A 25,311-nucleotide genomic window follows, 5' to 3' on the forward strand; every position below is an offset into this window, starting at 1 on the left:
GGGGGTTTGCAAGACTCCGGTCACGAGCTACAGTGAATTACTGAACGGACGGTCTGTAAATCTCACCGGCGAAGGGTCGCCCCATGGCTTTGCTGCGCAGCTACGTCTCCGGCGGATGGCACACGGCGGACAACGGTGACACCGCCGGCGTACCGCTGCACGACGCCTCCACCGGTGAGGAGGTCGCCCGGGTCTCGTCCGAGGGCATCGACTTCGCCGCCGCGCTGGACCACGGCCGCCGGGTCGGCGGCCCCGCGCTGCGCGAGCTGACCTTCCACCAGCGTGCCGCGCTGCTGAAGGCACTGGCCTCCCATCTGCGCGAACACCGCGAGGAGCTCTATGCGCTCTCGGCACGCACCGGCGCGACCAAGACCGACTCGTTGGTCGACATCGACGGCGGCATCGGCGTGCTGTTCGCCTACTCCAGCAAGGGCAAGCGCGAACTGCCGAACGACACCGTCTACGTCGACGGCGACGTCGAGCCGCTGAGCAAGGGCGGCACCTTCGTCGCCCAGCACATCGCCGTCCCGCTGCGCGGGGTCGCCGTCCAGATCAACGCCTTCAACTTCCCGGTCTGGGGGCCGCTGGAGAAGTTCGCGCCCGCGTTCCTCGCCGGGGTGCCGAGCTTGGTCAAGCCCGCCAGCCAGACCGCGTACCTCACCGCGCGGCTGGTCGAGATCATCATCGACTCCGGCATCCTGCCCGAGGGCACGCTGCAGTTCGTCGCGGGCAGTGCCGGCGATCTGCTCGACCACCTCACCGCGCAGGACCTCGTCTCGTTCACCGGCTCCGCGTCGACGGCGCAGAAGCTGCGCGTGCACCCCGCGATCGTGCGCAACTCCGTCCGGTTCACCGCCGAGGCCGACTCGCTGAACCTGTCGATCCTCGGCCCGGACGCCAAACCCGGCACCACCGAGTTCGACCTCTTCGTCAAGCAGCTGACCACCGAGATGACGGTCAAGGCCGGTCAGAAGTGCACCGCCATCCGCCGCGCCTTCGTCCCCGCCGGCCTGCTGGACGACGTCGCCGAGGCCGCGAGCGCCCGGCTGGCGAAGGTCACCATCGGCAACCCCACCGCCGAGGGTGTCCGGATGGGTGCCCTCGCGAGCCTGGAGCAGCGTGAGGAGGTCCGGCGGTCGCTCAAGGCGTTGCTGGACGTCGGCACGGTCGTGTTCGGCGACCCGGAGCGGGTCGAGGTCGTCGGCGCGGACGCCGAACGCGGCGCGTTCATCTCGCCGGTACTGCTGAAGGCGGACCCGGAGCGTTCCGAGCCGCATGAAGTCGAGGCGTTCGGTCCGGTGTCGACGCTGCTGCCGTACACCTCCACCGCCCAGGTCGTCGAGCTCGCCGCACGCGGCGGCGGCAGTCTCGTGGGGTCCGTCGTTTCCGCGGACCAGGAGTTCGTGCGCGAGGTCGTCCTCGGTGTCGCGCCCTTCCACGGCCGTCTGCTGGTGCTCGACGCCGACGACGCCAAGGAGTCCACCGGCCACGGTTCGCCGATGCCGCAGCTGGTGCACGGCGGTCCCGGCCGCGCCGGCGGCGGCGAGGAGATGGGCGGGGTCCGCGGCGTGCTGCACCACATGCAGCGCACGGCCGTCCAAGGCAGCCCGAAGGTGCTCAGCACGGTCACCGGCCGCTGGGTCACCGGGGCCCCGCGCGTCGAAGGCGACGTCCACCCGTTCCGGAAGTCGTTGGCGGAGCTCAAGATCGGCGATTCCGTCGTCGCCGGGCCGCGCGAGATCCTGCAGTCCGACGTCGACCACTTCGCCGAGTTCACCGGCGACACCTTCTACGCCCACACCGATCCCGAGGCCGCGGCGGCGAACCCGCTGTTCGGCGGGATCGTGGCGCACGGGTACCTCGTGGTCTCGTTCGCCGCCGGCCTGTTCGTCTCGCCGGAGCCCGGTCCGGTGCTGGCCAACTACGGCCTGGAAAACCTGCGGTTCCTCACCCCGGTCAAGGTCGGCGACTCGCTGACCGTGACCCTGACCGCCAAGCAGATCACCCCGCGTGTCGACCAGGAGTACGGCGAGGTCCGCTGGGACGCCGACGTCACCAACGCCGACGGTGACTCGGTCGCGAAGTACGACGTGCTCACCCTGGTCGCCAAGGAGCAGTCATGACGGCCACCCTCCCCGAGGAAGCCTCCACAGACCTCGAACAGCACTTCGAAGCCACCATCGCGCGTGATCAGCGCATCGAGCCGCGCGACTGGGTGCCCGAGGGCTACCGCAAGACGATGATCCGGCAGATCGCGCAACACGCGCATTCGGAGATCATCGGCATGCAACCCGAAGGCAACTGGATCACCCGCGCGCCCTCGTTGCGGCGCAAGGCCATTCTGCTCGCCAAGGTGCAAGACGAAGCCGGGCATGGGCTGTACCTGTACTCGGCGGCCGCCACGCTCGGCGCCGACCGCGCGGAGCTGACCGACAAGCTGATCAACGGCAAGCAGAAGTACTCGTCGATCTTCAACTATCCGGCGCTGACCTTCGCCGACGTCGGCGTGATCGGCTGGCTGGTGGACGGCGCGGCGATCTGCAACCAGGTGCCCTTGTGCCGTAGCTCGTACGGGCCGTACGCGCGCGCCATGATCCGCATCTGCAAGGAGGAGTCCTTCCATCAGCGGCAGGGCTTCGAACTGCTGATGACGATGATGCGCGGCACGGACAAGCAGCGGGAAATGGTGCAGGAGGCGGTGAACCGCTGGTGGTGGCCGTCGCTGATGATGTTCGGCCCGCCGGACGCGGATTCGCCGAACACCGCGCAGTCGATGGCGTGGAAGGTCAAGCGGCACACCAACGACGAACTCCGGCAGCGGTTCGTCGACATGTCCATTCCGCAGGCCGAGGCGCTGGGCGTCACCTTCCCGGACCCGGACCTGAAGTGGAACGCCGAGCGCGGGCACTACGACTTCGGCGCCGTCGACTGGGACGAGTTCAAGAACGTGTTGAAGGGCAACGGCCCCTGCAACGCCCAGCGCGTCGCGCACCGGCGGCGGGCCCAGGACGAGGGCGCGTGGGTGCGCGAAGCAGCCGCGGCGCACGCGGCGAAGAAAGGGGCGTCGGCATGAAGCACGACTGGCCGCTGTACGAGGTGTTCGTCCGGGGCAAGCGCGGCTTGAACCACGTGCACGTGGGGTCGCTGCACGCCGCCGACGACGACATGGCGCTGCACCACGCGCGGGATCTGTACACCCGGCGCAACGAGGGCGTGTCGATCTGGGTCGTGCGCGCGTCGGACATCACGGCGTCCTCGCCGGACGAAAAGGACCCGTTCTTCGCGCCCAGCGGCGACAAGGTGTACCGGCACCCGACGTTCTACGACATCCCCGACAACGTTCCGCACATCTGACATGAGCTTCGACAACGCCTACGAGGCGATCACCGAGGAGAACGATTCCCGCTGGGCCTTCGGCACCGGGTTCGAGGATCCGCTGTCCGGTGTGGACACCACGATTCCGTCCGGTGTGGACGGTGCACGGCTGGCCGCGTACTGCCTGATGCTCGGCGACGACGCGCTGATCTTCTCGCATCGGCTGCAGGAGTGGTGCACGAACGCGCCCGAACTCGAGGACGAGGTCGCGATCGCCAACATCGCGCTCGACCTGCTCGGACAGGCGCGGCTGCTGCTCGCCCGCGCGGGCAAGGCCGACGGCAGCGACCGTACCGAGGACTCGTACGCCTTCTTCCGGAGTGAGCAGGAGTACCGCAACGTCCGCCTCGCCGAACTCGACGGCGGGCATTTCGGGCAGTTGATCGCGCGGCTGCTGGTGTTCTCGATCTGGCGGCTGGCCTTGCTGCAGCGGTTGCGGGCCAGTGTCGATCCGGTGCTGGCGGCCATCGCGGACAAGGGCGTCAAGGAAGTCGCGTACCACCGCGACTACGCCGCCCAGTGGGCCGTGCGCCTCGGCGACGGCACCGAACTGTCGCACGAGCGCATGCAGGAAGGCCTGGACGCGGTCTGGCCGTACGTCGGCGAGTTGTTCGCGGCGCACGAGGCCGAGTTCGTCGACTCTCCGTCGTTGCGGCCGGAATTCGACGCCGTCCTCGACCAGGTGCTGGCCGTCGCGAAGCTGACCCGCCCCGAAGTCGGTGCCCTCGCCGGGGTTTCCGGCCGGATGGGCCGCGACGGCGTGCACACCGAGCGGATGGGCTTCCTACTGGCGACCCTGCAAAGTGTCGCCAGGGAACACCCGGACGCGACATGGTGACCGCGTACGCCGTGGCGGCCACGGTCACCGATCCGGAACTGCCGATGCTCACCCTCGCCGACCTCGGTGTGCTGCGTGAAGTGTCCGAATCCGGCGGCCGGGTGGTCGTCGCGATCACCCCGACCTACACCGGCTGCCCGGCGATGGACACCATGCGCGACGACCTCGTGCACGCGCTGACCGGCGCGGGTTACGGCGAGGTCGAGGTCCGCACGGTGCTCCAGCCCGCCTGGTCCACGGACTGGATCACGGAGGACGGGAAGCGGAAGTTGGCCGAAGCGGGCATCGCGCCGCCGGGGGCGGCGCCGCGGCGCACCGGCCCGATCCCGCTCACGCTGAGCCCGCCGATGTCGTCGGTGCGCTGCCCGCACTGCGGTGCCGCGGACACCGAGGAACAGTCCCGGTTCAGCGCGACGGCGTGCAAAGCCCTGCGCCGCTGCCGGTCCTGCCTCGAACCGTTCGAACACGTCAAGGAGATCTAGCGTGACCGCCACCCTGCGCCGCACGGGTTTCCACACCCTCGAGGTGTCCGACGTCCAGCGCCTGTGCGACGACGCCGTCGCGGTGACCTTCGACGTGCCCGAAGACCTCGCGGACACCTTTCGGTTCAAACCGGGCCAGTCGCTGACCCTGCGCCGCGAGATCGACGGCCGTGACGAGCGTCGTTCGTACTCGATCTGCGCGCCCGCCGGCGCGGCACCGCGCGTCGGTGTCCGGGAAGTGCCGGGCGGGTTGTTCTCGTCGTGGCTCGTGCACGACGTGAAGCCCGGCGACGAGATCGAAGTCGCGCCGCCGACCGGCAACTTCAGCCCCGACCTGGAAGCCGCCGGACACCACGTCCTGATCGCGGCCGGATCCGGGATCACGCCGGTACTGTCGATCGCGTCGTCGTTGCTCGGCGACTCCGACGCGACGGTGACCGTGCTCTACGGCAACCGCCGGACGGACACCGTCATGTTCGCCGACGACCTCGCGGACCTGAAGGATCGGCACCCCGCCCGGCTCGAACTCGTCCACGTGCTCTCCCGCGAGCCGCGCGAGGCGGAACTGTTCACCGGACGGCTCGACGTGGCGAAGCTGCGGCGCCTGTGCACCGTGCTGATCCCGGTCGAGGACGTCGCGCACTGGTGGCTGTGCGGGCCGTTCGAGATGGTGACCGGCGCGCAGGAACTGCTGCGCTCGCTGGACGTCCCCGACGATCGCGTCCATCAGGAACTGTTCTATGTGGACACGCCGCCGGAGCCGGTGCGCCACGTCGACCCGGCCGTCGTGGGTTCGTCCAGCGAGGTCACCCTGGTGCTCGACGGCCGGTCGACGACGATGACGCTGCCGCGCGGCTCCTCCCTGCTCGACGGTGCGCAGAAGTACCGCCCGGATCTGCCGTTCGCCTGCAAGGGCGGGGTGTGCGGCACCTGCCGGGCGAAGATCTGCGACGGCAAGGTGGACATGCGGCGCAACTTCGCCCTGGAGAAGGCCGAAGTCGACGCCGGGTTCGTGCTCACCTGCCAGTCGGTGCCGGTCTCCGACACCGTCACGGTGGACTTCGACGCCTGATCCCCGCGCATTTCGTCCCCTGAATGCGGTAGTTGCGCACGCAAGTACCGCATTCAGGGGACTAATTGCGGAGAGTCAGCCACCGGGTGATGCCGATGTCGGCGAGGAACGGCCGGTCGTGACTCGCCACGATCAGGGCGCCCCGGTAAGCGAGTAGCGCCTCGGTCAGGCGCCGCACGCTCGCCAGGTCGAGGTTGTTCGTCGGCTCGTCGAGCAGCAGCAACCGCGGCGTGGGCTCGGTCAGCAACAGCGTCGCCAGCGCCGCCCGGAACCGTTCCCCGCCGGACAGCGACGCCACCTCACGGTCGGCCGCCTTGCCCCGGAACAGGTACGGCGCCAGCCTCGCGCGGATCTCGTTGTCCGTGAGCGACGGCGCGACCGGCCGTACGTTGTCCACAATGGACAATGACTCGTCGAGGACGTCGATCCGCTGGGGGAGCAGCCTGGCGGGGACGAGCAGTCCCACGTCGCCCGACGCCGGCGGGAGTTCGCCGGTGATCGTGCGGAGCAGGGTGGTCTTGCCCGAACCGTTGGGCCCGACGAGCGCGATCCGCTCGGGTCCCATGACGTGCAGGTCCACCGGCGGGCCGAACCGGGGCACCGCGTCGATCCGCAGCACGTCCGTTCCGCGGGGGACCGTGGTCTCCGGCAGCTCGACGCGGATTTCGGCGTCCTCGCGCACCAGTCTTTCGGCGGCCTTCAGCGCTTCGACGGCGCCTTCGAGCCTGTCGGTGTGCAGATTCCGGTACTTGCCCGCGGCGATCTGCGCGTCCTCCTGACGTTTGCGCATCCGCACCTTGGGTTCGCGTTTCCGGTCCCACATCTGCCGTCCGTAGCGGGCCCGCCGGGCGAGTTTGATCCCGGCCTCGACCAGTTCCCGCTTCTGCCGTTCGACGTCCGACTCCGCCGCCCGCACGTGCCGCCGCGCGGCTTCCTGCGCGACCTCGACGGCGTGCTCGTACTCGGCGAGATCGCCGCCGTACAAGGTGACCCCGCCCGCACGGACCTCGGCGATCCGGTCGACCAGCCGCAGCAGCTCGCGGTCGTGCGAGACCACCACGAGGATGCCGCCCCAGCCCGCCACCTCGCGGTGCACGAGTTCGCGTGCCCGCAGGTCGAGGTTGTTCGTCGGCTCGTCGAGCAGCAGCGCGGTGGGACGGCGCAGGAGCAGGGCGGCCAGCCCGAGCAGCGTGAGTTCGCCGCCGGACAACTCGCCCACCCGCTGATCCCAGCGGACGGCGTCGAGACCCAGCCTGCCGAGGATCGCGCGAGTGCGTTCCTCGACGTCCCAGTTGTCGCCGATGGTGGTGAAGTGCTCCTCGGCGACGGAACCGCCCTCGACGGCCCGGATCGCCGCGCGGATCGCGGTGACGCCCAGCAGGTCGTCGACACGGCGGACGGTGTCGAGGACGAGGTTCTGGGGCAGATACCCGAGTTCGCCCGGGGTGGTGATCGAGCCGGACGCCGGGCGCAGCTCACCCGCGAGCAGCCTGAGCAGCGTGGACTTACCGGACCCGTTGGTGCCGACCAGTCCGGTGCGACCGGCTCCGATGGTGAGCGAAAGGCGCTCGAACACCGGAACACCGTCCGGCCAGGTGAAGGTGACGTCGGACAACGTCAAGGAAGAAGACATGAGACTCCCTGCGAAGGAGGTGGATTGCGGGCGCAGGTTCGTCTCAGAAGATCACCGCGACAGGCTATCCCGAGAAGTGGCCGCGCGGCGATCGATTTGTTCGGGGGCATACTGGCGGGTGTGATCCGACGCCCCCATGTCCTGCTGTCCGCCGCGGTTTCGCTGGACGGCTACCTCGACGACGCGACCGACACCCGGCTGGTGCTGTCGAACCAGGAAGACTGGGCCAGGGTGGACGGGCTGCGCGCGGCGTCGGACGCGATCCTCGTCGGCGCGAACACGATCCGCGCGGACAACCCGCGCTTGCTGGTCCGCTCGCCGGAACTCGTCGCGGAACGGGTCGCGGCGGGCCGTCCGGAGCAACCGGTCAAGGTCACCCTCACGCGGAGCGGATCACTCGATCCGGCGGCGCAGTTCTTCACCGTCGGTGACGCCGAGAAACTCGTCTACGCCCCACCCGGCGCCGTCACCGGAGTGAAGGCGACCGTCGTCGACCTGGTGGACCTGCGAGCGATGCTGGCCGACCTGCACACGCGGGGCGTCCGGCGGCTGATGGTCGAAGGCGGTAGCGCGATCCACACCCAGTTCCTCACCGAAGGCCTGGCCGACGAACTGCATCTGGCCATCGCGCCGTTCTTCGTCGGCGACCCGCGCGCGCCGCGCTTCGTCGGCCCGGGCGCTTTCCCGCGCGGGCTGACGCTGGTCGGGAGCGTCCGGCTGGGTGACATCGCCGTCCTGCGGTACCACACGACGCCGGAACCGTCCGATGTGGACATTCTGCGGCTGCGTGAGGCCATCGCGCTGGCCGAGAACTGTCCGCCGCGCACGTTCCGCGTCGGAGCGGTCATCGCCGCCGCCGACGGCGAAGTGATCTCCACCGGCTACTCGGGCGACGGCGGGCCCGCCGACCACGCGGAAGAAGCCGCCCTCGCCAAGCTCGAACCGGGAGATCCGAGGCTGGCGGAGGCGACGATGTACACCTCGCTGGAGCCGTGCAGCTCGCGGACGTCACATCCGCGAAGCTGCACCCAGCTCATCCTCGACGCCGGTATCCCTCGCGTCGTCTTCGCCTGGCGCGAGCCGTCGGTGTTCGTCGATTGCGTCGGCGCCGAAACGCTGGAGGCGGCCGGACGCCGGGTGATCGAGGTGTCCGCCCTCGCCGCCGGCGTCCGCCGCGCGAACACCCATCTCCCGGGTGTCCAGCCTTGAACTCCTACTTGCAGGCGCCGCAGCAGCCGCAGCCCAGACCGGTGCACGCCGAGCAGCAACCGTGGCGAAGCACGACCTTCAACAGACGCTTGATCATCGTTGTCCTCCCGATCATTGACGTCCCACCGCCCTTGTCACGCTAAGTTCCGCGCCTACGTCAGTGGTACCGCCGGGAGTGCCACGGCCCTGCTCCAGCGGGTGAAGTCAGGATTCGAGGTCCCCCTCCAGCGAGAGGTAGACCTCCCGCAGCTGAGCCAAGAGGTCGGCGTCCGGCTCCGCCCAGAGCCCTCGATCGGCCGCCTCGTTCAGCCGCTCGATGATGCCGCGCAGCGCCCACGGGTTGGCCTGGCGCAGGAACTCCTGGTTGACCTCGTCGAGCACGTAGGACTCGGTGAGCTTTTCGTACATCCAGTCGCCGACCACCCCGGCGGTGGCGTCGAAACCGAAGAGGTAGTCGACCGTCGCGGCCAGCTCGAACGCTCCCTTGTAACCGTGCTTGCGCATCGCCGCCAGCCAGCGTGGGTTGACCACGCGGGCACGGAAGACGCGGGCGGTCTCCTCGCCGAGGGTGCGCGTGCGGACCGCGTCCGGGGTGGTGCTGTCACCGACGTAGGACGCGGGCGCGGTGCCGGTGAGCGCGCGGACCGTCGCGATCATCCCGCCGTGGTACTGGAAGTAGTCGTCGGAGTCGGCGATGTCGTGCTCGCGGGTGTCGGTGTTCTTGGCCGCGACCACGATCCGTTTGTACGAGTTCTCCATGTCCTCGCGCGCCGGCCTGCCGTCGAGGTCGCGGCCGTAGGCGAAACCGCCCCAGACCGCGTAGACCTCGGCGAGATCCTTGTCGTCGCGCCAGTTCCCGGAATCCATCAGCGGCAGCAGGCCCGCGCCGTACGCGCCGGGTTTGGAGCCGAAGATCCTCGTGGTGGCCCGGCGTTCGTCGCCGTGCTCGGCCAGATCCGCGCGGGTGTGGGCGCGGACGAAGTTCTGCTCGTCCGGTTCGTCGAGGTTCGCCACCAGGCGGACGGCGTCGTCCAGCAGGGTGATCACGTGCGGGAAGGCGTCGCGGAAGAACCCGCTGATCCGCACGGTGACGTCGATTCGCGGGCGGCCGAGTTCGGCGAGCGAAATGGCTTCGATGCCGGTGACCCGCCGCGAGGCCTCGTCCCAGATCGGCTGGACACCCAGCAGGGCGAGGACTTCCGCCGCGTCGTCGCCCGACGTGCGCATGGCCGACGTGCCCCACACCGAGAGGCCGACCATTCGCGGCCAGGAGCCGCGGGGGGTGGGATCCTCGGAGAGGGGGGCGGGAGAAACACTGTCCTCCTTGTAGCGGCGGAGAAGCGAATCCGCGAGTGCCTGCCCGGTCTCCCAGGCGAGACGGCTCGGGATGGCCTTCGGGTCGACGGTGTAGAAGTTGCGGCCGGTCGGCAGCACGTTGATCAGGCCGCGCAGGGGAGAACCACTGGGGCCTGCCGGGATGTAGCCGCCGTCGAGCGCGTGGAGCACGGCGTCGATCTCGGCGCCGGTCCCCGCCAGCCGCGGCACGATCTCGGTGGCGGCGAAGGTCAGCACGCGGGCGACCTCCTGGTGTTCCGGCACGTCGGCGACGACCTCGGCGACCGCGTCGGGGGACCAGTCCCTGGCCTCCATCGCCTCGACGAGCGAGCGGGCCGTCTGCTCGATCGCGTCCACTTCGGACAGTGGGGCGTCGCTGTTCTCCTTGAGCCCCAGTGCGGACCGCAGACCGGGGACGGCACCCTGTTTGCCGCCCCACATCTGCTGGGCACGCAGCATCGCGAGCACGAGGTTGATCCGCGCCTCGCCTTCCGGTGCGGCGCCGAGGATGTGCAGGCCGTCGCGGATCTGCGCGTCCTTGACCTCGCACAGCCAGCCGTCGATGTGCAGCAGGAAGTCGTCGAACTCCGCGTCGTGCGGGCGTTCCTCGACACCGAGGTCGTGGTCCAGTTTCGCGGCCTGGATCAGGGTCCAGATCTGCGCGCGGACCGCGGGCAGCTTCGCCGGGTCCATCGCGGCGATGTTGGCGTGCTCGTCGAGCAGCTGCTCCAGGCGGGCCATGTCGCCGTAGCTTTCGGCGCGGGCCATCGGCGGGATCAGGTGGTCGACGATCGTGGCGTGCGCACGCCGTTTCGCCTGCGCGCCCTCACCGGGGTCGTTGATCAGGAACGGGTAGATCAGCGGCAGGTTGCCGAGGACGGCGTCCGGCGCGCAGGAGTCCGACAGGCCAGCGGTCTTGCCGGGAAGCCATTCCAGCGAACCGTGTTTCCCGAGGTGGACGACGGCGTGCGCGCCGAACTCCTCTTCCAGCCAGCGGTACGCGGCCAGATAATGGTGGCTCGGCGGCAGGTCCGGGTTGTGGTAGATCGCCACCGGGTTCTCGCCGAAGCCGCGCGGCGGCTGGATCATCAGGATGACGTTGCCCGATTGCAGGGACGCCAGCACGATGTCGCCCGCCTCGTCGAGGGAACGGTCGACGTAGAGCTCCCCGGGCGCGGGACCCCAGTGCTCCTCCATCCCCTCGCGCAGTTCCGCGGGCAGCTCGGCGAACCACTCGCGGTACTTGGCGGCCGGGACGCGGATCGGGTTGCCGGACAGCTGTTCCTCGGTGAGCCACTCCGGGTCCTGGCCGCCCGCGGCGATGAGCGCGTGGATCAGCGCGTCGCCGTCGGGCTGGTCGGTGCCGGTGGGCTCGACGCCGGGGAACGGGTCCTCGCCGAGGTCGTAGCCCCGCTCGCGCATGCGGCGCAGCAGTTCGATCGCCGACGCGGGCGTGTCCAGGCCGACCGCGTTGCCGACGCGGGAGTGCTTCGTCGGGTACGCCGACAGCATCAGCGCGATCCGGCGTTCCGGCGGGGGAGTGTGGCGCAACCGGGCGTGGGCCAGCGCGATCTTCGCGACGCGGGACGCGCGCTCGGCGTCCGGGACGTACTTGGGGAGGCCGTCGTCGTCGATCTCCTTGAACGAGAACGGGACGGTGATGAGACGGCCGTCGAATTCGGGGACGGCCATCTGGTTGCCCGCGTCGAGCGGGGAGAGGCCGTCGTCGTTGGCCGACCAGGTCTCGCGGTCGCTGGTGAGGCACAGCGCCTGGAGGATCGGGATGTCGAGCGCGGCCATTTCGGCGACGTCCCACGCCTCGTCGTCACCGCCCGCGCCGACCTCGGACGGCCGGGTGCCGCCGGCGGCCAGCACGGTGACCAGCAGCGCGTCGGCCTTGGCCAGCTCGGCCATCATCTCCGGCTCGCGGGTGCGCAGGGACGCGCAGTGGATCGGGAGCGCGCGGCCCCCGGCCTCCTCGACGGCGTCGGAGAGGGCGTGGACGAACTCGGTGTTGCCGGACAGGTGATGCGCCCGGTAGTAGAGGATCGCGATGACCGGACCCTCGGTGGCCTTCGGCTCGCGGTCGAGGACACCCCAGAGCGGCTGGACGGCGGGCGGCTCGAAACCGTCACCGGTCAGGAGGAGCGTGTCGCTCAGGAAGCGGTGCAGCTGGGTGAGGTTCTCCGGCCCGCCCTGCGCGAGGTACGCGTGCGCTTCCGCCGCCGTGCCCGCCGGAACCGTGGACAGCTTCATGAGCTGCGCGTCCGGCGTCTGCTCCCCACCGAGGACCACCACGTGCGCGCCGCTCGCGCGCACCGCGTCGAGCCCGTCGGACCAGCTGCGCTCGGAGCCGAGGATCCGGACGACGACGATCGGGGCGCCGTCGAGCAGGGTGGGCAGCTCCGCCAGGTCGAGCCGGGCGGGGTTCGCCAGCCGGTATTCGGCCTCGCTGGAACGGGCGCTGAGCAGATCGGTGTCCGAAGTGGACAGAAGCAGGATCACGGCAGTCCTCACTCGGGGTGTCCGCGCCCCGGGTCGTGTGGTCGCGCCGGCCGGAGTTCCTGGCTTCCCCTCGTTGCCCGTGAGGGGTGACAGTGGCGGGACCGCCCCGGACTCTCACCGGGTTCCTCCACCTGCCGACGCGTGGGTTCTTCGGTTCACTCTCCGGTGCGGTCCGGCGGGAGTCAAGGTGATGTGCCCGGCAGGCCGAGGTCGAGCATCGGCAGGTCGTGGTCGTCCAAGTACATGAAGGCCCCCTTCCTGTACCCAGGCGCAAGGAAGGGGGCCATCAGGTACTTAAGCGGGACCGTGTCCCAGCCGGACGGCGTGGGCGTGCGCCCGCTCGAGCGGGCTCACGCCGACCGCTCCGACGAAGAGTCGCCTATTCGCGGGAAAGGCGCGGTGGAGAAGATGATCTCCACCGCGACCTCGAAGAACTTCGCGATCCGCAACGCGAGGTAGAGGCTCGGGCTGTACTCGCCGCGTTCGAGGTAGCCGATGGTCTGGTAGTGCACGCCCAGCGCATCGGCGAGCTCGCGGCGGGAGATGCCTCGTTCCGCGCGCAGCATCGCGATCCGGTTGTAAACGACCTCGCTCATGAACTAGCCAATTCGCTGCATCGCCTTTTCCCGTCGTGCCGCCACCGAGGACCCGGACTCGCGCCGCGCCATCCGCCGCAGGACGACCGGGGCCAGGGTCAATCCGATCACGGCCCACGCGGTCAGCACGCCGAGGGTCTCCCACGACCGCCAGGACTGCCCGATCTCCACCATCACCGTCGAGTCCGGCAGCAGTGCCGACCGCATGCCGAGCCCGAGCCAGTACATCGGGAACACCTGCCCGAGGCCCTGCAGCCACTCGGGCAGCGCGGTGATCGGGTAGAAGATCCCGGAAATCGCGCCGATGCCCAAGGTGGGCAGCATGATCAGGCCGATGCTGCGCGCGTTCGTGGTCAGCGAGCCGAAGATCGCGCCGATCGGCATGGTGGCCAGCAGGCCGAGCGCCAGCACCCACAGCAGGCCCAGCCACGACGTCCAGCCGCCGGGCGCGATGCCGTCGAACAGGAACAGGCACGGGATCAGCACCAGCAGCATCCCGATGACGGTGCCGACGGAGATCGTGACGACCTTGCCGACGAGGTAGCCGATCATCCCGTTCGGGGTGGCCTTGGCGCGCAGCAGCGTGCCGTCCTCGCGTTCGACGGCGAGGATGCCCGCCATGCCGAGCATGCCGCCGAACACGATCGACGCGCCCAGCACGCTCGGCACGGTGGCGGCGCCGAGCGAAAACTCCGTTCCCGGCAGCTTCGAGTCGCGCATGAAGAACATGACGACCACGAAGATCACCGGGAAGAGAAAGGTGTTGAACAGGTCTTCGCCGTTGGTCAGGGTCTGACGCGACTCCAGGAAGCCGCGTTCGACGCCCATCCGGAAGCTGTGCCGGATCGCGTTCATGGCGCGCTCACCTCCACGAGCGGGGATTCCGCCCGGCGGACCAGGGTCATGTACGTGTCTTCGAGCGACGCCCGCCGGACCTCCAGGTCGGCGATGGCGTCCCCGTGCTGTTTGAACAGTTCGTGCACGTACTTCGTCGATTCGGTCGTCGAGTGCACGAACCGCTGGCCGTCCAGCGTCCAGCGCACCTCGGCCTCACCGGCGATCTGCCTGCTCAGCGCGTCGGCCGAGCCGTCGGCCACGATCCGGCCGTGGTTCAGGATCAGGATCCGGTCGGCCAGTTTCTCGGCCTCGTCGAGGTCGTGGGTGGTCAGCAGGATCGTCGTGTCGTCGTCGTCGGTCAGCCGGTGCACGAGTTCGTGGAACTCGCGCCGGGCCTCCGGGTCCAGTCCGGCGGTCGGCTCGTCGAGGAACAGCAGTTCCGGGCGGCCGACGATGCCGATCGCGACGTCGAGACGGCGCCGCTGCCCGCCCGAGAGCATCCGGACCTTCTTGTCCGCCTGTTCGGTCAGGCCGACCGCGGCGACCAGTTCGTCCGGATCCCACGGCCGCTCGATGCGGTCGGTGGAGTACGGCGCGTAGTAGCCGCCGAGGTGCTCCAGCAGTTCCCGCACCCGCCATTTCGCGTGGTCGCGCCAGGCCTGGAGGACGACCCCCAGCCGCGCCCTCCAGTTCTCGTCCGCGTGCGCCGGGTCGGTGCCCAGCACGCTGACCTCGCCTTCCGAGCGCATCCGGAAGCCTTCGAGGATCTCGATCGTCGTGGTCTTGCCCGCCCCGTTGGGGCCCAGCAGGCAGATCACCTCGCCACGGTGCGCGGTGAAGTCCACGCCGTGCAGGACGTCGTTCGTCCCGTAACGCATCCGGAGATCTTTGACGGAGATCATCACTTCGTGTGGATCTCTCATGTGGTCACCCCCATCTCAGTGATGCGATCGAATGTAGCACACCTACTACATATTATCTGAGACATACTCTGGCCCGAATCGGCCATCTACAGTGAGCGCATGTCCACGAGCGCCCGTGTCCGAGCCGACGCGTGCCCTGGTATTTTCGCCACGCACGACGCCGCGGACGGTCCACTCGCCCGTGTAAGGCTGCCCGGCGGCGCGATCACGCGGGCCCGGCTCGGGGCGCTCGCGGACGCCGCCGACGACCTCGGTGACGGCGCCCTGCACCTGACCTCTCGCGGCAACGTGCAGCTGCGTGGCGTCACCCGTCCGGGGCTCGCGGGCAGGCTCACCGCGGCCGGGCTCCTGCCTTCGCCGTCGCACGAACGTGTCCGCAACATCCTCGCCTCGCCGACGAGCGACGCCGCCCAGGAACTCGCCGCCGCTCTCGACGAGGCCCTGTGCGCCGTCCCCGGGCTGGCCGAACTTCCGGGACGTTTCCTTTTCGCCCTCGACGGCGGCCGGGGTGACGTCGCCGGCGAAGGTGCCGACGTCTGCTGGCGCGACGGCGCGTTGCTGCTCGCCGGTGAAGACACCGGCCTGCGCGTCCCCGCCGAGCACGCCGTCGAGGCGCTGCTTTCGGTCGCCCGCGCGTTCCTCCGGAGGAGAGGAACCGCCTGGCGGGTCAGCGAACTGACCGACCCAGGACCGCTGCTCAAGGGCATACCAGGCGAAACCGTCGAGCCGCGGAGGTTCGCGGTGAATCCCGGCCTCCCTGTCGGACCGATCGGTGAAGCGATCGTGGCCGTCCCTGTCTTCGGCAGGCTGACCTCGGCTCAGGCACGGGCGATCGCGAAGGCCGGGGACGCCGTGGTCACCCCGTGGCGGTCGATCCTGGTCCGCGGCCCCCTGGAAACGGGCACCGGGCTGGTCACCGATCCGGACGCGCCGTCGCTCGGGGTCAGTGCCTGCATCGGGCGCCCGGGTTGCGCGAAGTCGCTCGCCGACGTCCGGGCCGACGCGGCGAGGGTCGGCAGGACGCCGAGGGTTCATTTCGCCGGCTGTGAACGGCGCTGCGGAAAGCCCGCGCGCGAACACGTCGACGTGCTCGCGACAGAGGACGGTTATCTGGTCGACGGGGAGCGGGTCCCGGCCGGCGAGCTGGCGACTGTGCTGGAGAAAGAGTTGTCGGCGGAGAAAGGAACACAGTGATCGACTACATCCGGGACGGGGCCGAGATCTACCGGCATTCGTTCGCCACCATCCGTGCGGAGGCGGATCTCGCGATCCTGCCCGACGACGTCGCGGTGCTGGCCGTGCGGATGATCCACGCCTGCGGGATGGTCGACCTGGTCGACGATCTCCGCTACAGCCTGGACGTGGTGGAATCCGGCCGCGCCGCGCTCGAGGCGGGCGCGCCGATCCTGTGCGACGCGAACATGATCGCCTCCGGCGTGACCCGCAAACGTTTGCCCGCCGCCAACGAGGTGCTGTGCACGCTGTCCGACCCGCGGGTGCCGGGACTGGCGGAGCGGATGGGCACCACCCGGTCCGCGGCCGCGCTGGAGCTGTGGCGTGACAAGCTGCCCGGTTCCGTGGTGGCGATCGGCAACGCGCCCACCGCGTTGTTCCGCCTGCTGGAACTGCTCGACGAAGGGGTCGGTGCCCCGGCGGCGATCATCGGGGTCCCGGTGGGCTTCATCGGTGCCGCCGAGTCCAAAGCGGAACTGGCGCAACGGGCGCCGGCGCCGTATCTGGTGGTGCACGGGCGCCGCGGCGGCAGCGCGCTGGCCGTGGCCGCGATCAACGCGATGGCGAGTGAGGTCGAATGAGCGGGCTCGGGAAGCTGTGGGGGGTCGGGCTGGGGCCCGGCGATCCGGAACTGATGACGGTCAAGGCCGCGCGGCTGATCGGCGAGGCCGACGTCATCGCCTATCACAGCGCGCGGCACGGCCGGAGCATCGCGCGTTCGGTCGCCGAACCGTATCTGCGGGACGGGCAGGTCGAGGAGAAGCTGGTCTATCCGGTCACCACCGAGACCACCGACCACCCCGGCGGCTACGAAGGCGCCATCGCCGATTTCTACGAGCTGAGCGCGAAGCGGCTCGCCGAGCACCTCGACGCCGGACGCGACGTCGTCGTGCTCTGCGAAGGCGACCCGTTCTTCTACGGCTCCTACATGTACATGCACGAGCGGCTCGCCGACCGCTACGAGGCGACCGTGGTGCCCGGTGTGACGTCGGTCAGCGCGGCGTCCTCGGTGCTCGGCCGCCCGTTGGTGCAGCGCGACGAGGTCCTCACCATCCTGCCCGGCACGCTGCCCGCGCCGGAACTCGCGCGGCGACTGGCCGACACGCAGGCCGCGGCGGTGGTCAAACTCGGCCGCACCTTCGGCAACGTCCGCGAGGCGCTGGCCGAAGCCGGGAAACTGGACGACGCCTTCTACCTCGAACGCGCGACCTGGCAGGCACAGCGCGTCGAGCCGTTCGCCGACGTCGACCCGGAGTCGGTGCCGTACTTCTCGCTGGCGCTGTTGCCCAGCCCCGCCTACGCCGCCCGGCTCGCCGACGAACCCGAAGTCCCCCGAAAGCGGGAAACGCACACCGGTGGCGAGGTCGTGGTCGTCGGCCTCGGCCCGGCGGGTCCCGGCTGGCTGACCCCCGAAGCGACCGAGGAACTGGCCGCGGCGGAGCACATCGTCGGTTACGGCCCGTACGTCGCGCGGGTGCCGCAGCGCGCGGGGCAGCAGCGGCACGCGTCCGGCAACCGCGTGGAGGCCGAACGCGCCGTGGAAGCGCTGGAGCTGGCCGCGAACGGCGCCAAGGTCGCCGTCGTCTCGTCGGGTGATCCCGGCGTGTTCGCGATGGCGTCGGCGGTGCTGGAGCAGGTCGCCGCCGGGCACGGCAAGGGTTCGCGGGTGCGGGTCGTGCCGGGGGTGACCGCCGCGCAGGCGGCCGCGTCCCGGGTCGGCGCGCCGTTGGGGCACGACTATTGCGTGCTCTCGCTGTCCGACCGGCTCAAGCCGTGGGAGGTCGTCGAACGGCGGCTCGACGCGGCGGGCGCGGCGGATCTCGTGCTCGCGCTGTACAACCCGGCGTCCCGCACGCGGACCACCCAGCTCGCGCAGGCCCGCGAAGTCCTGCTCAGGCACCGCGCGCCGGAGACCCCGGTGGTCGTCGCCCGTGACGTCGGCGGACCCGAGGAGGACATCCGCGTGGTCACCCTCGGCACGATGGAGCCGTCGGAAGTGGACATGCGCTGCCTGCTGATCGTGGGTTCGTCGAAGACCCGCGCCGAGAACGGGATCGTCTGGACGCCCCGAAGCTACGAGTGATGGCCCAGCCCCGCATCGCGGGCACTGGGCGCCGGTCCGGCAGGCATCGGACGTCTCGCCGGCCGGAAGCCCGGGCGAGGGTCGTGAGTGGCAAAAGAGGCTGCGGCTGAGCTCTACGTCGCGCTGACACGCGCTACGCAGCGGCTCGGCGTCCTTCACGAAGGCCCACTGCCGCCGGCGCCGGCGGGTCTGAACTCGTGACTCGCGTGATCGGACACGACACTCGCGTGCTTGGAGGCGTAACTCACGAGTTCCGTCTCCAAGCACGCGAGTTCCGTATTCAAGCACGCGAGTTACGGGTTCAAGCACGCGAGTGACGCCTAGCGCGTGGGGTCCTTGCCGTTCGGCTGCCGCGGTCCGGGACCCGGCGACCACCAGCCGGGGACGACCTTCTCGCCGTGGACGATCGTCGGCGCGATCCCTTCGGTGAACGGTTCGATCTGCAGTAGCTGGCCCCAGGACTGGCTCGGCTGGCCGATCAGGTAGCTGGGCACCTCGGGTTCGGCGGCGACCTCTTCGAGCCAGCCGATCGGACCGCCGTTGGTGCTGGACGCCCAGTTCGCCTCGTCGGCGACGGCACCGGCGGTGATCCGGTATTCGGGCAGCTTCGAGATGCCGTCGTGCGAGGTCACCGGCTGCACGCACGGGTAGACGAACGACGCGGGCCAGTCGACGTACACCGGTTTGCCCGCGATCTTCTCGGTCAGCGTGGTGAACGTCGGCACGCGGGGCGCCGACGCGGCGATCCAGCCGTCCTCGGTGAGGTCGTTGTCGACGATGTTGATCCGCACCGAAGTCGTCTCGGCGGGGAGGTCGCGCAGGTTGATCCGGGTGTCGTTCCAGCCGTTGGTCCCGGCGCCCGGTGGGAGCACGAACTGACTGCGGACGATCTTCACGCCCTCGCCGGTGTTCATGCCGTAGTCGAGGCTGACCGACGTCGGCCGCCGGGCCGCGCCTGCGGTGGCGACCACGATCTGGCCGTCCGCGGGCTTTTCCGCGAGGGCGTACCAGTCGCTGCGCAGCCGCCCGGCCCGCGTTTCGGCGTCGAGGAAGCTGCTCCACATCGGCACTTCGTCCGGCTTGAAGCCGTGCGGCGGTTCGGCGAGCGGATCCTTGTCGTCGATGGCGCGGGTGTGGAACCCGGTCTGCACGCGGCCGTTGTCCTGTTCCGGATCGGGCAGCGGCGGCGGGGTCTGCCCGGCGGGCGGTTCCTCCTTCTTCACCGGCACCGTCCGCTGTTCGGGCTGGACCCGCAGGATGCTGGTGGCGGCGTCCCGTTCCACCATCACGTGGTCGGAGAGGTTGCAGCTCTTGCCGGACAGATGCACGAAGTTCGCGGCGCCGAGGCTGTAGGAACCGGCCTGGTTGTGGATCGCCCACGCCATGCTGACGAATTCGCCCGTGGCCATCAGACCGCAGACGACCACCAGCGAAAGCGACCCGAGCCGCAGCGACCGGCCCCGCCCTTCCTGCGGGCCGGCCTGCAGTCCCGGCCGATGCGCCCGCACGTTCTCCACGAACGCGTACACCCCGGAGATCCCGGCCGCGACGAGCAGGATCGTCGACAGCGGGACCCCGCCGATCGAGGGCGCCACCGCGGTCCACTGCACGCCGAGTTTCGAGACGAACCAGAACGAGTTCGGCCCGGTCGCGGCCAGCGCGCCGACCACCAGCAGCCCGGCGAGGAACGCCGCCCGGTTGCGCCTGGACCGCAGTACCGTCGAGCTGGTCGCCAGCGCGGTGAGCGCCGCCATGGCCGCGCCGACCGCGGCGAACGCGCCGAAGTGGTGCGTCCACTTGGTCGGGGTCAGCGCCAGCATCAGGAAGAACAGCGCGACCGTGCCGATCAGGCGGCGGCTCGGGCCGAGCGCGGCGCCGGGGATCCGGCCGCGGCGCAGCAGCACCACCAGGCAGGCCCCGACGCACAGCAGCACCAGCAGGACGGGGAACCGGCGTGACACGGAACCGTCCGGCAGGCTTTCGAAGAGCAGTTGATAGCGCGCCAGCTCCTGGAACCACGACAGGTTCGGGCCGACCTGGGTGCGGATCCGGGTCGCCTCCTGCACGGTGGCGAACGTCTGGTCGGCGAACACCACGACCAGCACCAGCAGCCCCGCGGCCAGTACCGGCGCGAGCACCGGCAGCCAGCCGTTCTCGGCGCGCTGGCGGACCAGTTTGAACAGCGGGCGGGCGGCGACGAGGAACGGCGCGACCGCGATCAGCCCGGTCGGTGTCGCGGCCAGCGTGAACCCGGCCGCGGTGAGCCCGAGGGCGAGCGGCAGCAGGCGGCGCGTCACGAGCGCGCGCTCCACGGCGCAGATCGCCAGCAACGAGCCCAGCGCGGCGACCGGTTCCGGCCGGACACCGTTGTTGTACGGCATCCACCAGACCAGGAAGACCGCGGCGGCGGCCCAGCCCGCCGCGCGGCTCGTCCGGACCTGGGTGCCCAGGCGCGGCATGACCTCGCGGCTGATCAGCAGCCAGCTCAGCACGCCGAGCAGGAACGACGGGAGCCGGATCCACGGCGGCACCGTGCTGACGTGCGACATCAGCTGGTACACGTGATAGAACCAGCCGAACGGCGCCTCGGCGACGCCGAACCAGCGGTGGTAGTTGGTGAGGTAGCCGGTCTCTTCGGCCACTCGCGACATGGTGAGGATGTAGCCGTCGTCGGAGGTCACCGGGCCGATGAAGACCCACGCGCCGAGCGCGACGATCACCGTCGCGTCGCGGGCGGTCAGCCGCCACCAGCCGACCGGCGCCCAGCGCGGTGCGCGGCGGGCGAAGCCGGAGTCCATCCGCCACACCGCGATCAGGCAGCCGATGAACGACAGTGCCGCGAGCACGCCGATGATCCACTTCAGCAGCGTCGGCGAGGTCTGGTAGCGGGTGTCCGGGACGACCGAGACGTGCAAGCCGGCGATCGGGTCCTTGCCCGCGTTGATCGACGAGTAGATCCCGACCAGCCGCGGCCGGACGTCGCCCTCGGCGTGGAACACCACGGTGTCGGCGACGCTCAGCGTCATCTGGTTCGCGTCCGCCGACAGTTCGACGTCGCAGTTTTGCTGCGACGTCGACTGAGGAGGCAGCGGCTGCTGCGCGATCTGCTGGCCCTGGCTGGAGGCGAGCAGCACGCCGTTGTCGATGCGCAGCTGGAGGCCGACGCCCTTGCCCGCGCGCGGGTCGGTGCGGCCGTCGGGCACGGTGGAGAACAGCAACGCCTGACCCTGCGAACGCGCGTCCAGCGATCGGATGGTCGGGCACGGCAGGTCGACGCGCAGATCCTGCGCCCAGTACCCGGTCAAGGGCGCGTTGACGGAGCGGGTGTCGCCGCCCGTTGGCCAGACGACCTCCGCTGTGTCCTGCACCACCGGCAGGAAGGGGAAAGCCAACGCGCACAAGGCGGACAGCAACCCCAGCGTGACAGCGATCAAACGCATCGGCGCAACGCTAACGGGTCTGGTCCGAACGGCTTACGCAGGGCTGCCCTTCTTCCGGGCACCGAGCCAGGCGACAGCGTCTTGAACTGTCGTCACACTGGCCGTTTCCGGGCGACGGCAACCCTCGGGACGCCGGACGACGACCACCGGGAGACCGAGCCCGCGGGCCGCGGTGAGCTTCGCGGCGGTCATCGCGCCGCCACTGTCCTTGGTGACGACGACCTCGACGCCGTGCCGTTCCATGAGCGCGCGTTCCCCGTCCACCGGGTACGGCCCTCGATCCAGCAGGACTTCGTGCCGCCGGGGGAGCGGTGCTTCGGGCGGGTCGACGCAGCGGATCAGGAACCAGAGGTCGAGCCCGGCGAAGGCGGCGAGCCCCTGACGACCGCTGGTGAGGAACACGCGCTCGCCGAGCCCCGGGAGCAGTCGCGCGGCGTGTTCGAGGTCGTCGGCCCAGTGCCAGGTGTCGCCGGGTTGTTCGGTCCAGCCGGGCCTCGCGAGCCGGAGCAGCGGCGTTCCCGTTTCGCGCGTCGCGATGACCGCGTTGGCGCCGATACGCTGGGCGAAGGGATGCGTGGCGTCGATCACCGCGTCGACGTCGTTCTCGATCAGCCAGCGTGCGAGACCCTCCGGGCCGCCGAAGCCGCCGACGCGGACTTCGCCGTCGGGCAGTTTCGGGCGGGCGACGCGGCCCGCGAGCGACGACACGACATGCTCGCCGCGCGTCACGAGCTCTTTCGCGAGCTCTCGCGCTTCGCCGGTCCCGCCCAGGATCAGCAGCGTCGTCGGGCCGGTCATCGCATCACGGCCGCGCGCCACCGCTCCAGTGTGCGCAGGTTCGCGAGCGTTTCCGCCCAGGTGAGTTCGGGTGCCTGCCGGTCTTCGAGATGGGCGGCGACGTGGTCGGCCTCGCGCGCGAAAAGTCCTTGAGTCGCTTCGACTTCGATCACCTCGGGCTCACCGCCTTCCGGCGTGAGGATGATCTGCGAGGTCTTCGGCTTGCGCATTTCGTGGATCCACGCCGGTTTCGGCACGTACAGCCGGCCCTGCGAGCCGTACACGCGGATGTGGTCGTCCTGGGTCAGCTGGAAGCCGCACGCCAGCTGCGCGAGGATCCCGCCGGGCAGCCGCAGCAAGCCGAACGCGACCTCGTCGATGCCGTTCTCGTCGAGCCGGGCCATCCCGAGCACCTCTTCGGGCTCGACGACGTCCACCCCGGTCGCCGCCTGCGAGACCAGCCGCGCGAGCGACGTGCAGTAGCAGCCGACGTCGAAGATCCCGCCTCCGCCCAGCGCCGGATCGGTGAGCCGGGGGACGGTGAAGTTGTAGCTGAAGGCGACGTCCACGGCGCGGACCTCGCCGATGGCGCCGCACGAGATCAGCTCGGCCAGCCGCCGGATCTGCGGATGCAGCCGGTACATGAACGCCTCCATGAGGAAGACGTCGTTGACGCGGGCCGCCTCGACGACCTGCTCGGCTTCGGCGACGGACACGGTCAGCGGTTTCTCGCACAGGATGTGCTTGCCTGCTTTGGCCGCGCGGATCGCCCATTCGCCGTGCAGGGGATGCGGCGTCGAGAGGTAGACCGCGTCGACGTCCGGATCGGCGAGCAGGTCTTCGTAGGAGCCGTAGCACTTCGGGATCTCGAAGCGGCTCGCGAACTCGGCCGCCCGCTCCCCGGACCGCGCGGCGACGGCCGCCAGCACGCCGTGCTTGCTCTCGTCGACGCCCGCCGCGAACTCGGCGGCGATGGTCCCGGCGGCCAGCAGGCCCCAGCGAAGGTTCTTCACAGCGACTCCGGTTGGTTGGCGCGATCACGGGTGGCCGAGTACAGGAAGCTGTCGGGAAAGCCTTCGGCGGCAAGGACTTCCCCGACGAAGATCATCGCGGCGCGGCTGATCCCGGCCTCGCGGGACTGCGCGGCGATCGTGCCGAGCGTCCCGCGCAGCACCCGCTCACCGGGCTGACTCGCCAGCGCGACCACCGCCGCCGGGCAGTCGTCGGTGTAGAAAGGCCGCAATTCGTCGACTACTTGCTCGACGCGGTTGATCGCCAGGTGCAGGGCGAGCGTGGTGCCGGTGCGTGCGAAGTTCGCCAGCGTTTCTCCCGGTGGCATGGCCGTGGAGCGGGCCTGTGCCCGGGTGATGACCAGGCTCTGGCCGACTTCGGGCACGGTGAGTTCGCGGTTGAGCAGCGCGGCCGCGGCGGCGAACGCGGGGACACCCGGCGTGACGTCGTAGGGAACGCCGGCCGCGTCGAGGCGGCGCATCTGCTCGGCGACCGCGCTGTAGATCGACGGATCGCCCGAACACAGCCGCGCGATCTCGTGGCCGTTTCCGTGGGCCTCGACCATGCGCTCGACGATCGCGGGCAGGTCGAGGTTCGCGGTGTCGACGAGCACCGCCTCCGGAGGGCAGTACGCCAAGAGCGCTGTGGGTGTCATGCTGCCGGGGTACAGACACGTCGCGCAGCGGCCCAGCAGGTCTCGGCCTCGTACGGTGATGAGGTCGGCGGCGCCGGGACCGGCGCCGATGAAGTGCACGCTCAAGGTTTGCTCCGGTAGGTCCACTGTGTGACGACCCGCGCCGGGGTCCAGCCGGTGAATCCGCCCAGCGGCGCCGCCTGTTCGACGGCGACGCGGATCAGTTCCCCGCCGTGTTCGCCGTACGCGCGGGCCAGGGCCTGTTCGGCTTCGAGGGTCACGCCGTGCGCGACGATCCGCGCGCCGGTCGCCAGGCAGGCGGTCAGGACACCGGGCACGGTCAGTCCGCCGCCGACGAAGATCGCGTGCGGTGTGGTCAGCCCTTCGAGTGCTTCCGGCGCGGGGCCGATCACCACGTCGAGTTCCGGGACTCCGAGGGCGTCCGCGTTCCGGGTGATCCTGGCGGCCCGCTCGGGCGACCGCTCGATCGCGATCGCCCGGTTCAGCGGATGCACCCGGGACCACTCGATCCCGACGCTGCCCGCGCCCGCGCCGACGTCCCACAGCAGTTCGCCGGGTGACGGCGCGAGCCTGGCCAGCGCGGACGCGCGAAGATCGCGTTTGGTGAGCTGCCCGTCGTGTTCGAAGGCGTCGTCCGGGAGGCCGGTCAGCGGCAGCGCGGGCCCGTCGGCCTCGACGGCGAACACGGTCAGCGAGCCGGGGCCGATCCGCTCGTCGGGGCCGCCGAGGTCGGACAGCGCCGTGACACGGCTTTTGCCGTAACCGCGGGCCTTGAGCAGGTCGAGCAGGTCTTCGGCGTTCGCGCCGAGGACGAGGATCTTCCGGCCGGGTGCCAAGGCCCGGCTCACCCGGCCGATCGCGCGGCCGACGACGGTGACCACCTCCGTCTCCTCCCCCGACCAGCCGAGCCTCGCGCGGGCGAGCGTCACCGAGGACAGCGCGGGCAGGATCTCGACGTCGTAGCCGCGCTGGACGAGCGTCGTGCCGATGCCGGAGAGCAGGGGATCACCGCTGGCCAGCACGCAGACGCGGCCTTCTCGTCCGGCGAGGAACTCGTCCAGTGCCGGCAGGAGCGGGCTGGGCCAAGGTTCGCTCTTCATCCCGGCGGGCAGGTACGCGAGCTGACGCGGAGCACCGATGACCACGTCCGCGTTCACCACCGCGTCCCTGGCCCGCGAGGACAGACCGGGCCAGCCGTCGGCTCCGATCCCGACGACCGTCAGGGGTGATTTTTCGCGCACGTTCGTCACGGTAGAGGACGGAATTCCTATGCGATGATCGGCCAGAGGTCGTCGACGACAGGAGAG

Annotated in this window: 20 protein-coding genes and 1 riboswitch; of the genes, 10 read left to right on the forward strand and 10 right to left on the reverse strand. The window is 70.3% G+C overall.

Features of this window, described 5'->3' with window-relative positions:
- Positions 1-83 precede the first annotated feature (83 nt).
- Genes paaZ through paaE form a run of 6 tightly spaced genes read left to right on the forward strand, consistent with a single transcriptional unit; the run spans position 84 to position 5,767 of the window.
- The gene (gene paaZ / locus P3102_RS08115) at positions 84-2,123 is read left to right on the forward strand and encodes a phenylacetic acid degradation bifunctional protein PaaZ (protein ID WP_276367824.1); all 2,040 of its coding nucleotides are present in this window, start codon (positions 84-86) and stop codon (positions 2,121-2,123) included.
- Positions 2,120-3,073 carry a 1,2-phenylacetyl-CoA epoxidase subunit PaaA gene (gene paaA, locus P3102_RS08120; RefSeq protein WP_276367825.1) on the forward strand — a complete coding sequence of 318 codons (954 nt, stop codon included), beginning with the start codon at positions 2,120-2,122 and terminating at the stop codon, positions 3,071-3,073. The genes paaZ and paaA overlap by 4 nt, the downstream gene beginning before the upstream one ends.
- Positions 3,070-3,354 carry a 1,2-phenylacetyl-CoA epoxidase subunit PaaB gene (gene paaB, locus P3102_RS08125; protein WP_005168080.1) on the forward strand — a complete coding sequence of 95 codons (285 nt, stop codon included), beginning with the start codon at positions 3,070-3,072 and terminating at the stop codon, positions 3,352-3,354. The genes paaA and paaB overlap by 4 nt, the downstream gene beginning before the upstream one ends.
- A 1-nt stretch (position 3,355) precedes the next feature.
- Complete coding sequence (paaC, locus tag P3102_RS08130) at positions 3,356-4,213, forward strand: 1,2-phenylacetyl-CoA epoxidase subunit PaaC (protein WP_276367829.1); 858 nt, start codon at positions 3,356-3,358, stop codon at positions 4,211-4,213.
- A complete protein-coding gene (paaD, locus tag P3102_RS08135; protein ID WP_276367831.1) occupies positions 4,207-4,695 on the forward strand; it encodes a 1,2-phenylacetyl-CoA epoxidase subunit PaaD in 489 nt (162 codons plus the stop codon). The genes paaC and paaD overlap by 7 nt, the downstream gene beginning before the upstream one ends.
- A gap of 1 nt (position 4,696) precedes the next feature.
- Positions 4,697-5,767 (forward strand): 1,2-phenylacetyl-CoA epoxidase subunit PaaE, encoded by a 1,071-nt coding sequence (gene paaE, locus P3102_RS08140; RefSeq protein ID WP_276367833.1) that lies wholly within the window; start codon positions 4,697-4,699, stop codon positions 5,765-5,767.
- 61 nt (positions 5,768-5,828) lie between these two features.
- Here the strand turns inward: paaE and P3102_RS08145 are convergent, their stop codons facing one another.
- A complete protein-coding gene (locus P3102_RS08145; RefSeq protein WP_276367834.1) occupies positions 5,829-7,400 on the reverse strand; it encodes an ABC-F family ATP-binding cassette domain-containing protein in 1,572 nt (523 codons plus the stop codon).
- A 120-nt stretch (positions 7,401-7,520) separates the two neighbouring features.
- On the opposite strand from P3102_RS08145, the gene P3102_RS08150 reads away from it, so the two are divergent.
- Entirely contained in the window at positions 7,521-8,609 is a 1,089-nt protein-coding gene (locus P3102_RS08150; RefSeq protein WP_276367836.1) for a dihydrofolate reductase family protein, read from the forward strand.
- Positions 8,610-8,813: 204 nt separating this feature from the next.
- Here the strand turns inward: P3102_RS08150 and cobN are convergent, their stop codons facing one another.
- The 4 genes from cobN to P3102_RS08170 form a co-directional block, all read right to left on the reverse strand.
- Positions 8,814-12,449 carry a cobaltochelatase subunit CobN gene (cobN, locus tag P3102_RS08155; RefSeq protein WP_276367837.1) on the reverse strand — a complete coding sequence of 1,212 codons (3,636 nt, stop codon included), beginning with the start codon at positions 12,447-12,449 and terminating at the stop codon, positions 8,814-8,816.
- Positions 12,450-12,502: 53 nt separating this feature from the next.
- Positions 12,503-12,577, reverse strand: a riboswitch (cobalamin riboswitch).
- Between the two features lie 222 nt (positions 12,578-12,799).
- The gene (locus P3102_RS08160) at positions 12,800-13,045 is read right to left on the reverse strand and encodes a helix-turn-helix transcriptional regulator (RefSeq protein ID WP_276367839.1); all 246 of its coding nucleotides are present in this window, start codon (positions 13,043-13,045) and stop codon (positions 12,800-12,802) included.
- A 3-nt stretch (positions 13,046-13,048) separates the two neighbouring features.
- Positions 13,049-13,900: an ABC transporter permease gene (locus tag P3102_RS08165; RefSeq protein ID WP_276367840.1), complete on the reverse strand. Its 852-nt coding sequence runs from the start codon at positions 13,898-13,900 to the stop codon at positions 13,049-13,051.
- Positions 13,897-14,805 (reverse strand): ABC transporter ATP-binding protein, encoded by a 909-nt coding sequence (locus P3102_RS08170; protein WP_276367842.1) that lies wholly within the window; start codon positions 14,803-14,805, stop codon positions 13,897-13,899. Before P3102_RS08170 ends, P3102_RS08165 begins: the two co-directional genes overlap by 4 nt.
- A 99-nt stretch (positions 14,806-14,904) precedes the next feature.
- Between P3102_RS08170 and P3102_RS08175 the strand changes: the two genes are divergently transcribed.
- The 3 genes from P3102_RS08175 to P3102_RS08185 are packed head-to-tail and all read left to right on the forward strand — an operon-like array spanning position 14,905 to position 18,121.
- A complete protein-coding gene (locus P3102_RS08175) occupies positions 14,905-15,999 on the forward strand; it encodes a precorrin-3B synthase (RefSeq protein ID WP_276367843.1) in 1,095 nt (364 codons plus the stop codon).
- Positions 15,996-16,619 carry a precorrin-8X methylmutase gene (locus P3102_RS08180; RefSeq protein WP_276367845.1) on the forward strand — a complete coding sequence of 208 codons (624 nt, stop codon included), beginning with the start codon at positions 15,996-15,998 and terminating at the stop codon, positions 16,617-16,619. The genes P3102_RS08175 and P3102_RS08180 overlap by 4 nt, the downstream gene beginning before the upstream one ends.
- The gene (locus tag P3102_RS08185; protein WP_276367847.1) at positions 16,616-18,121 is read left to right on the forward strand and encodes a precorrin-2 C(20)-methyltransferase; all 1,506 of its coding nucleotides are present in this window, start codon (positions 16,616-16,618) and stop codon (positions 18,119-18,121) included. The genes P3102_RS08180 and P3102_RS08185 overlap by 4 nt, the downstream gene beginning before the upstream one ends.
- 320 nt (positions 18,122-18,441) lie before the next feature.
- Here the strand turns inward: P3102_RS08185 and P3102_RS08190 are convergent, their stop codons facing one another.
- Genes P3102_RS08190 through cbiE form a run of 5 tightly spaced genes read right to left on the reverse strand, consistent with a single transcriptional unit; the run spans position 18,442 to position 25,254 of the window.
- A complete protein-coding gene (locus P3102_RS08190) occupies positions 18,442-21,561 on the reverse strand; it encodes an arabinosyltransferase domain-containing protein (protein WP_276367848.1) in 3,120 nt (1,039 codons plus the stop codon).
- Positions 21,562-21,594: 33 nt separating this feature from the next.
- A complete protein-coding gene (locus P3102_RS08195) occupies positions 21,595-22,359 on the reverse strand; it encodes a cobalt-precorrin-6A reductase (protein WP_276367850.1) in 765 nt (254 codons plus the stop codon).
- Positions 22,356-23,351: a Gfo/Idh/MocA family oxidoreductase gene (locus P3102_RS08200; protein WP_276367852.1), complete on the reverse strand. Its 996-nt coding sequence runs from the start codon at positions 23,349-23,351 to the stop codon at positions 22,356-22,358. The genes P3102_RS08195 and P3102_RS08200 overlap by 4 nt, the downstream gene beginning before the upstream one ends.
- Positions 23,348-24,109, reverse strand: coding sequence for a precorrin-4 C(11)-methyltransferase (cobM, locus tag P3102_RS08205; RefSeq protein WP_276367853.1), 762 nt, complete (start codon positions 24,107-24,109; stop codon positions 23,348-23,350). The genes P3102_RS08200 and cobM overlap by 4 nt, the downstream gene beginning before the upstream one ends.
- A complete protein-coding gene (gene cbiE, locus P3102_RS08210) occupies positions 24,106-25,254 on the reverse strand; it encodes a precorrin-6y C5,15-methyltransferase (decarboxylating) subunit CbiE (protein ID WP_276367855.1) in 1,149 nt (382 codons plus the stop codon). The genes cobM and cbiE overlap by 4 nt, the downstream gene beginning before the upstream one ends.
- Positions 25,255-25,311 lie beyond the last annotated feature (57 nt).

The sequence above is a fragment of the Amycolatopsis sp. QT-25 genome (assembly GCF_029369745.1).
GTDB lineage: Bacteria > Actinomycetota > Actinomycetes > Mycobacteriales > Pseudonocardiaceae > Amycolatopsis.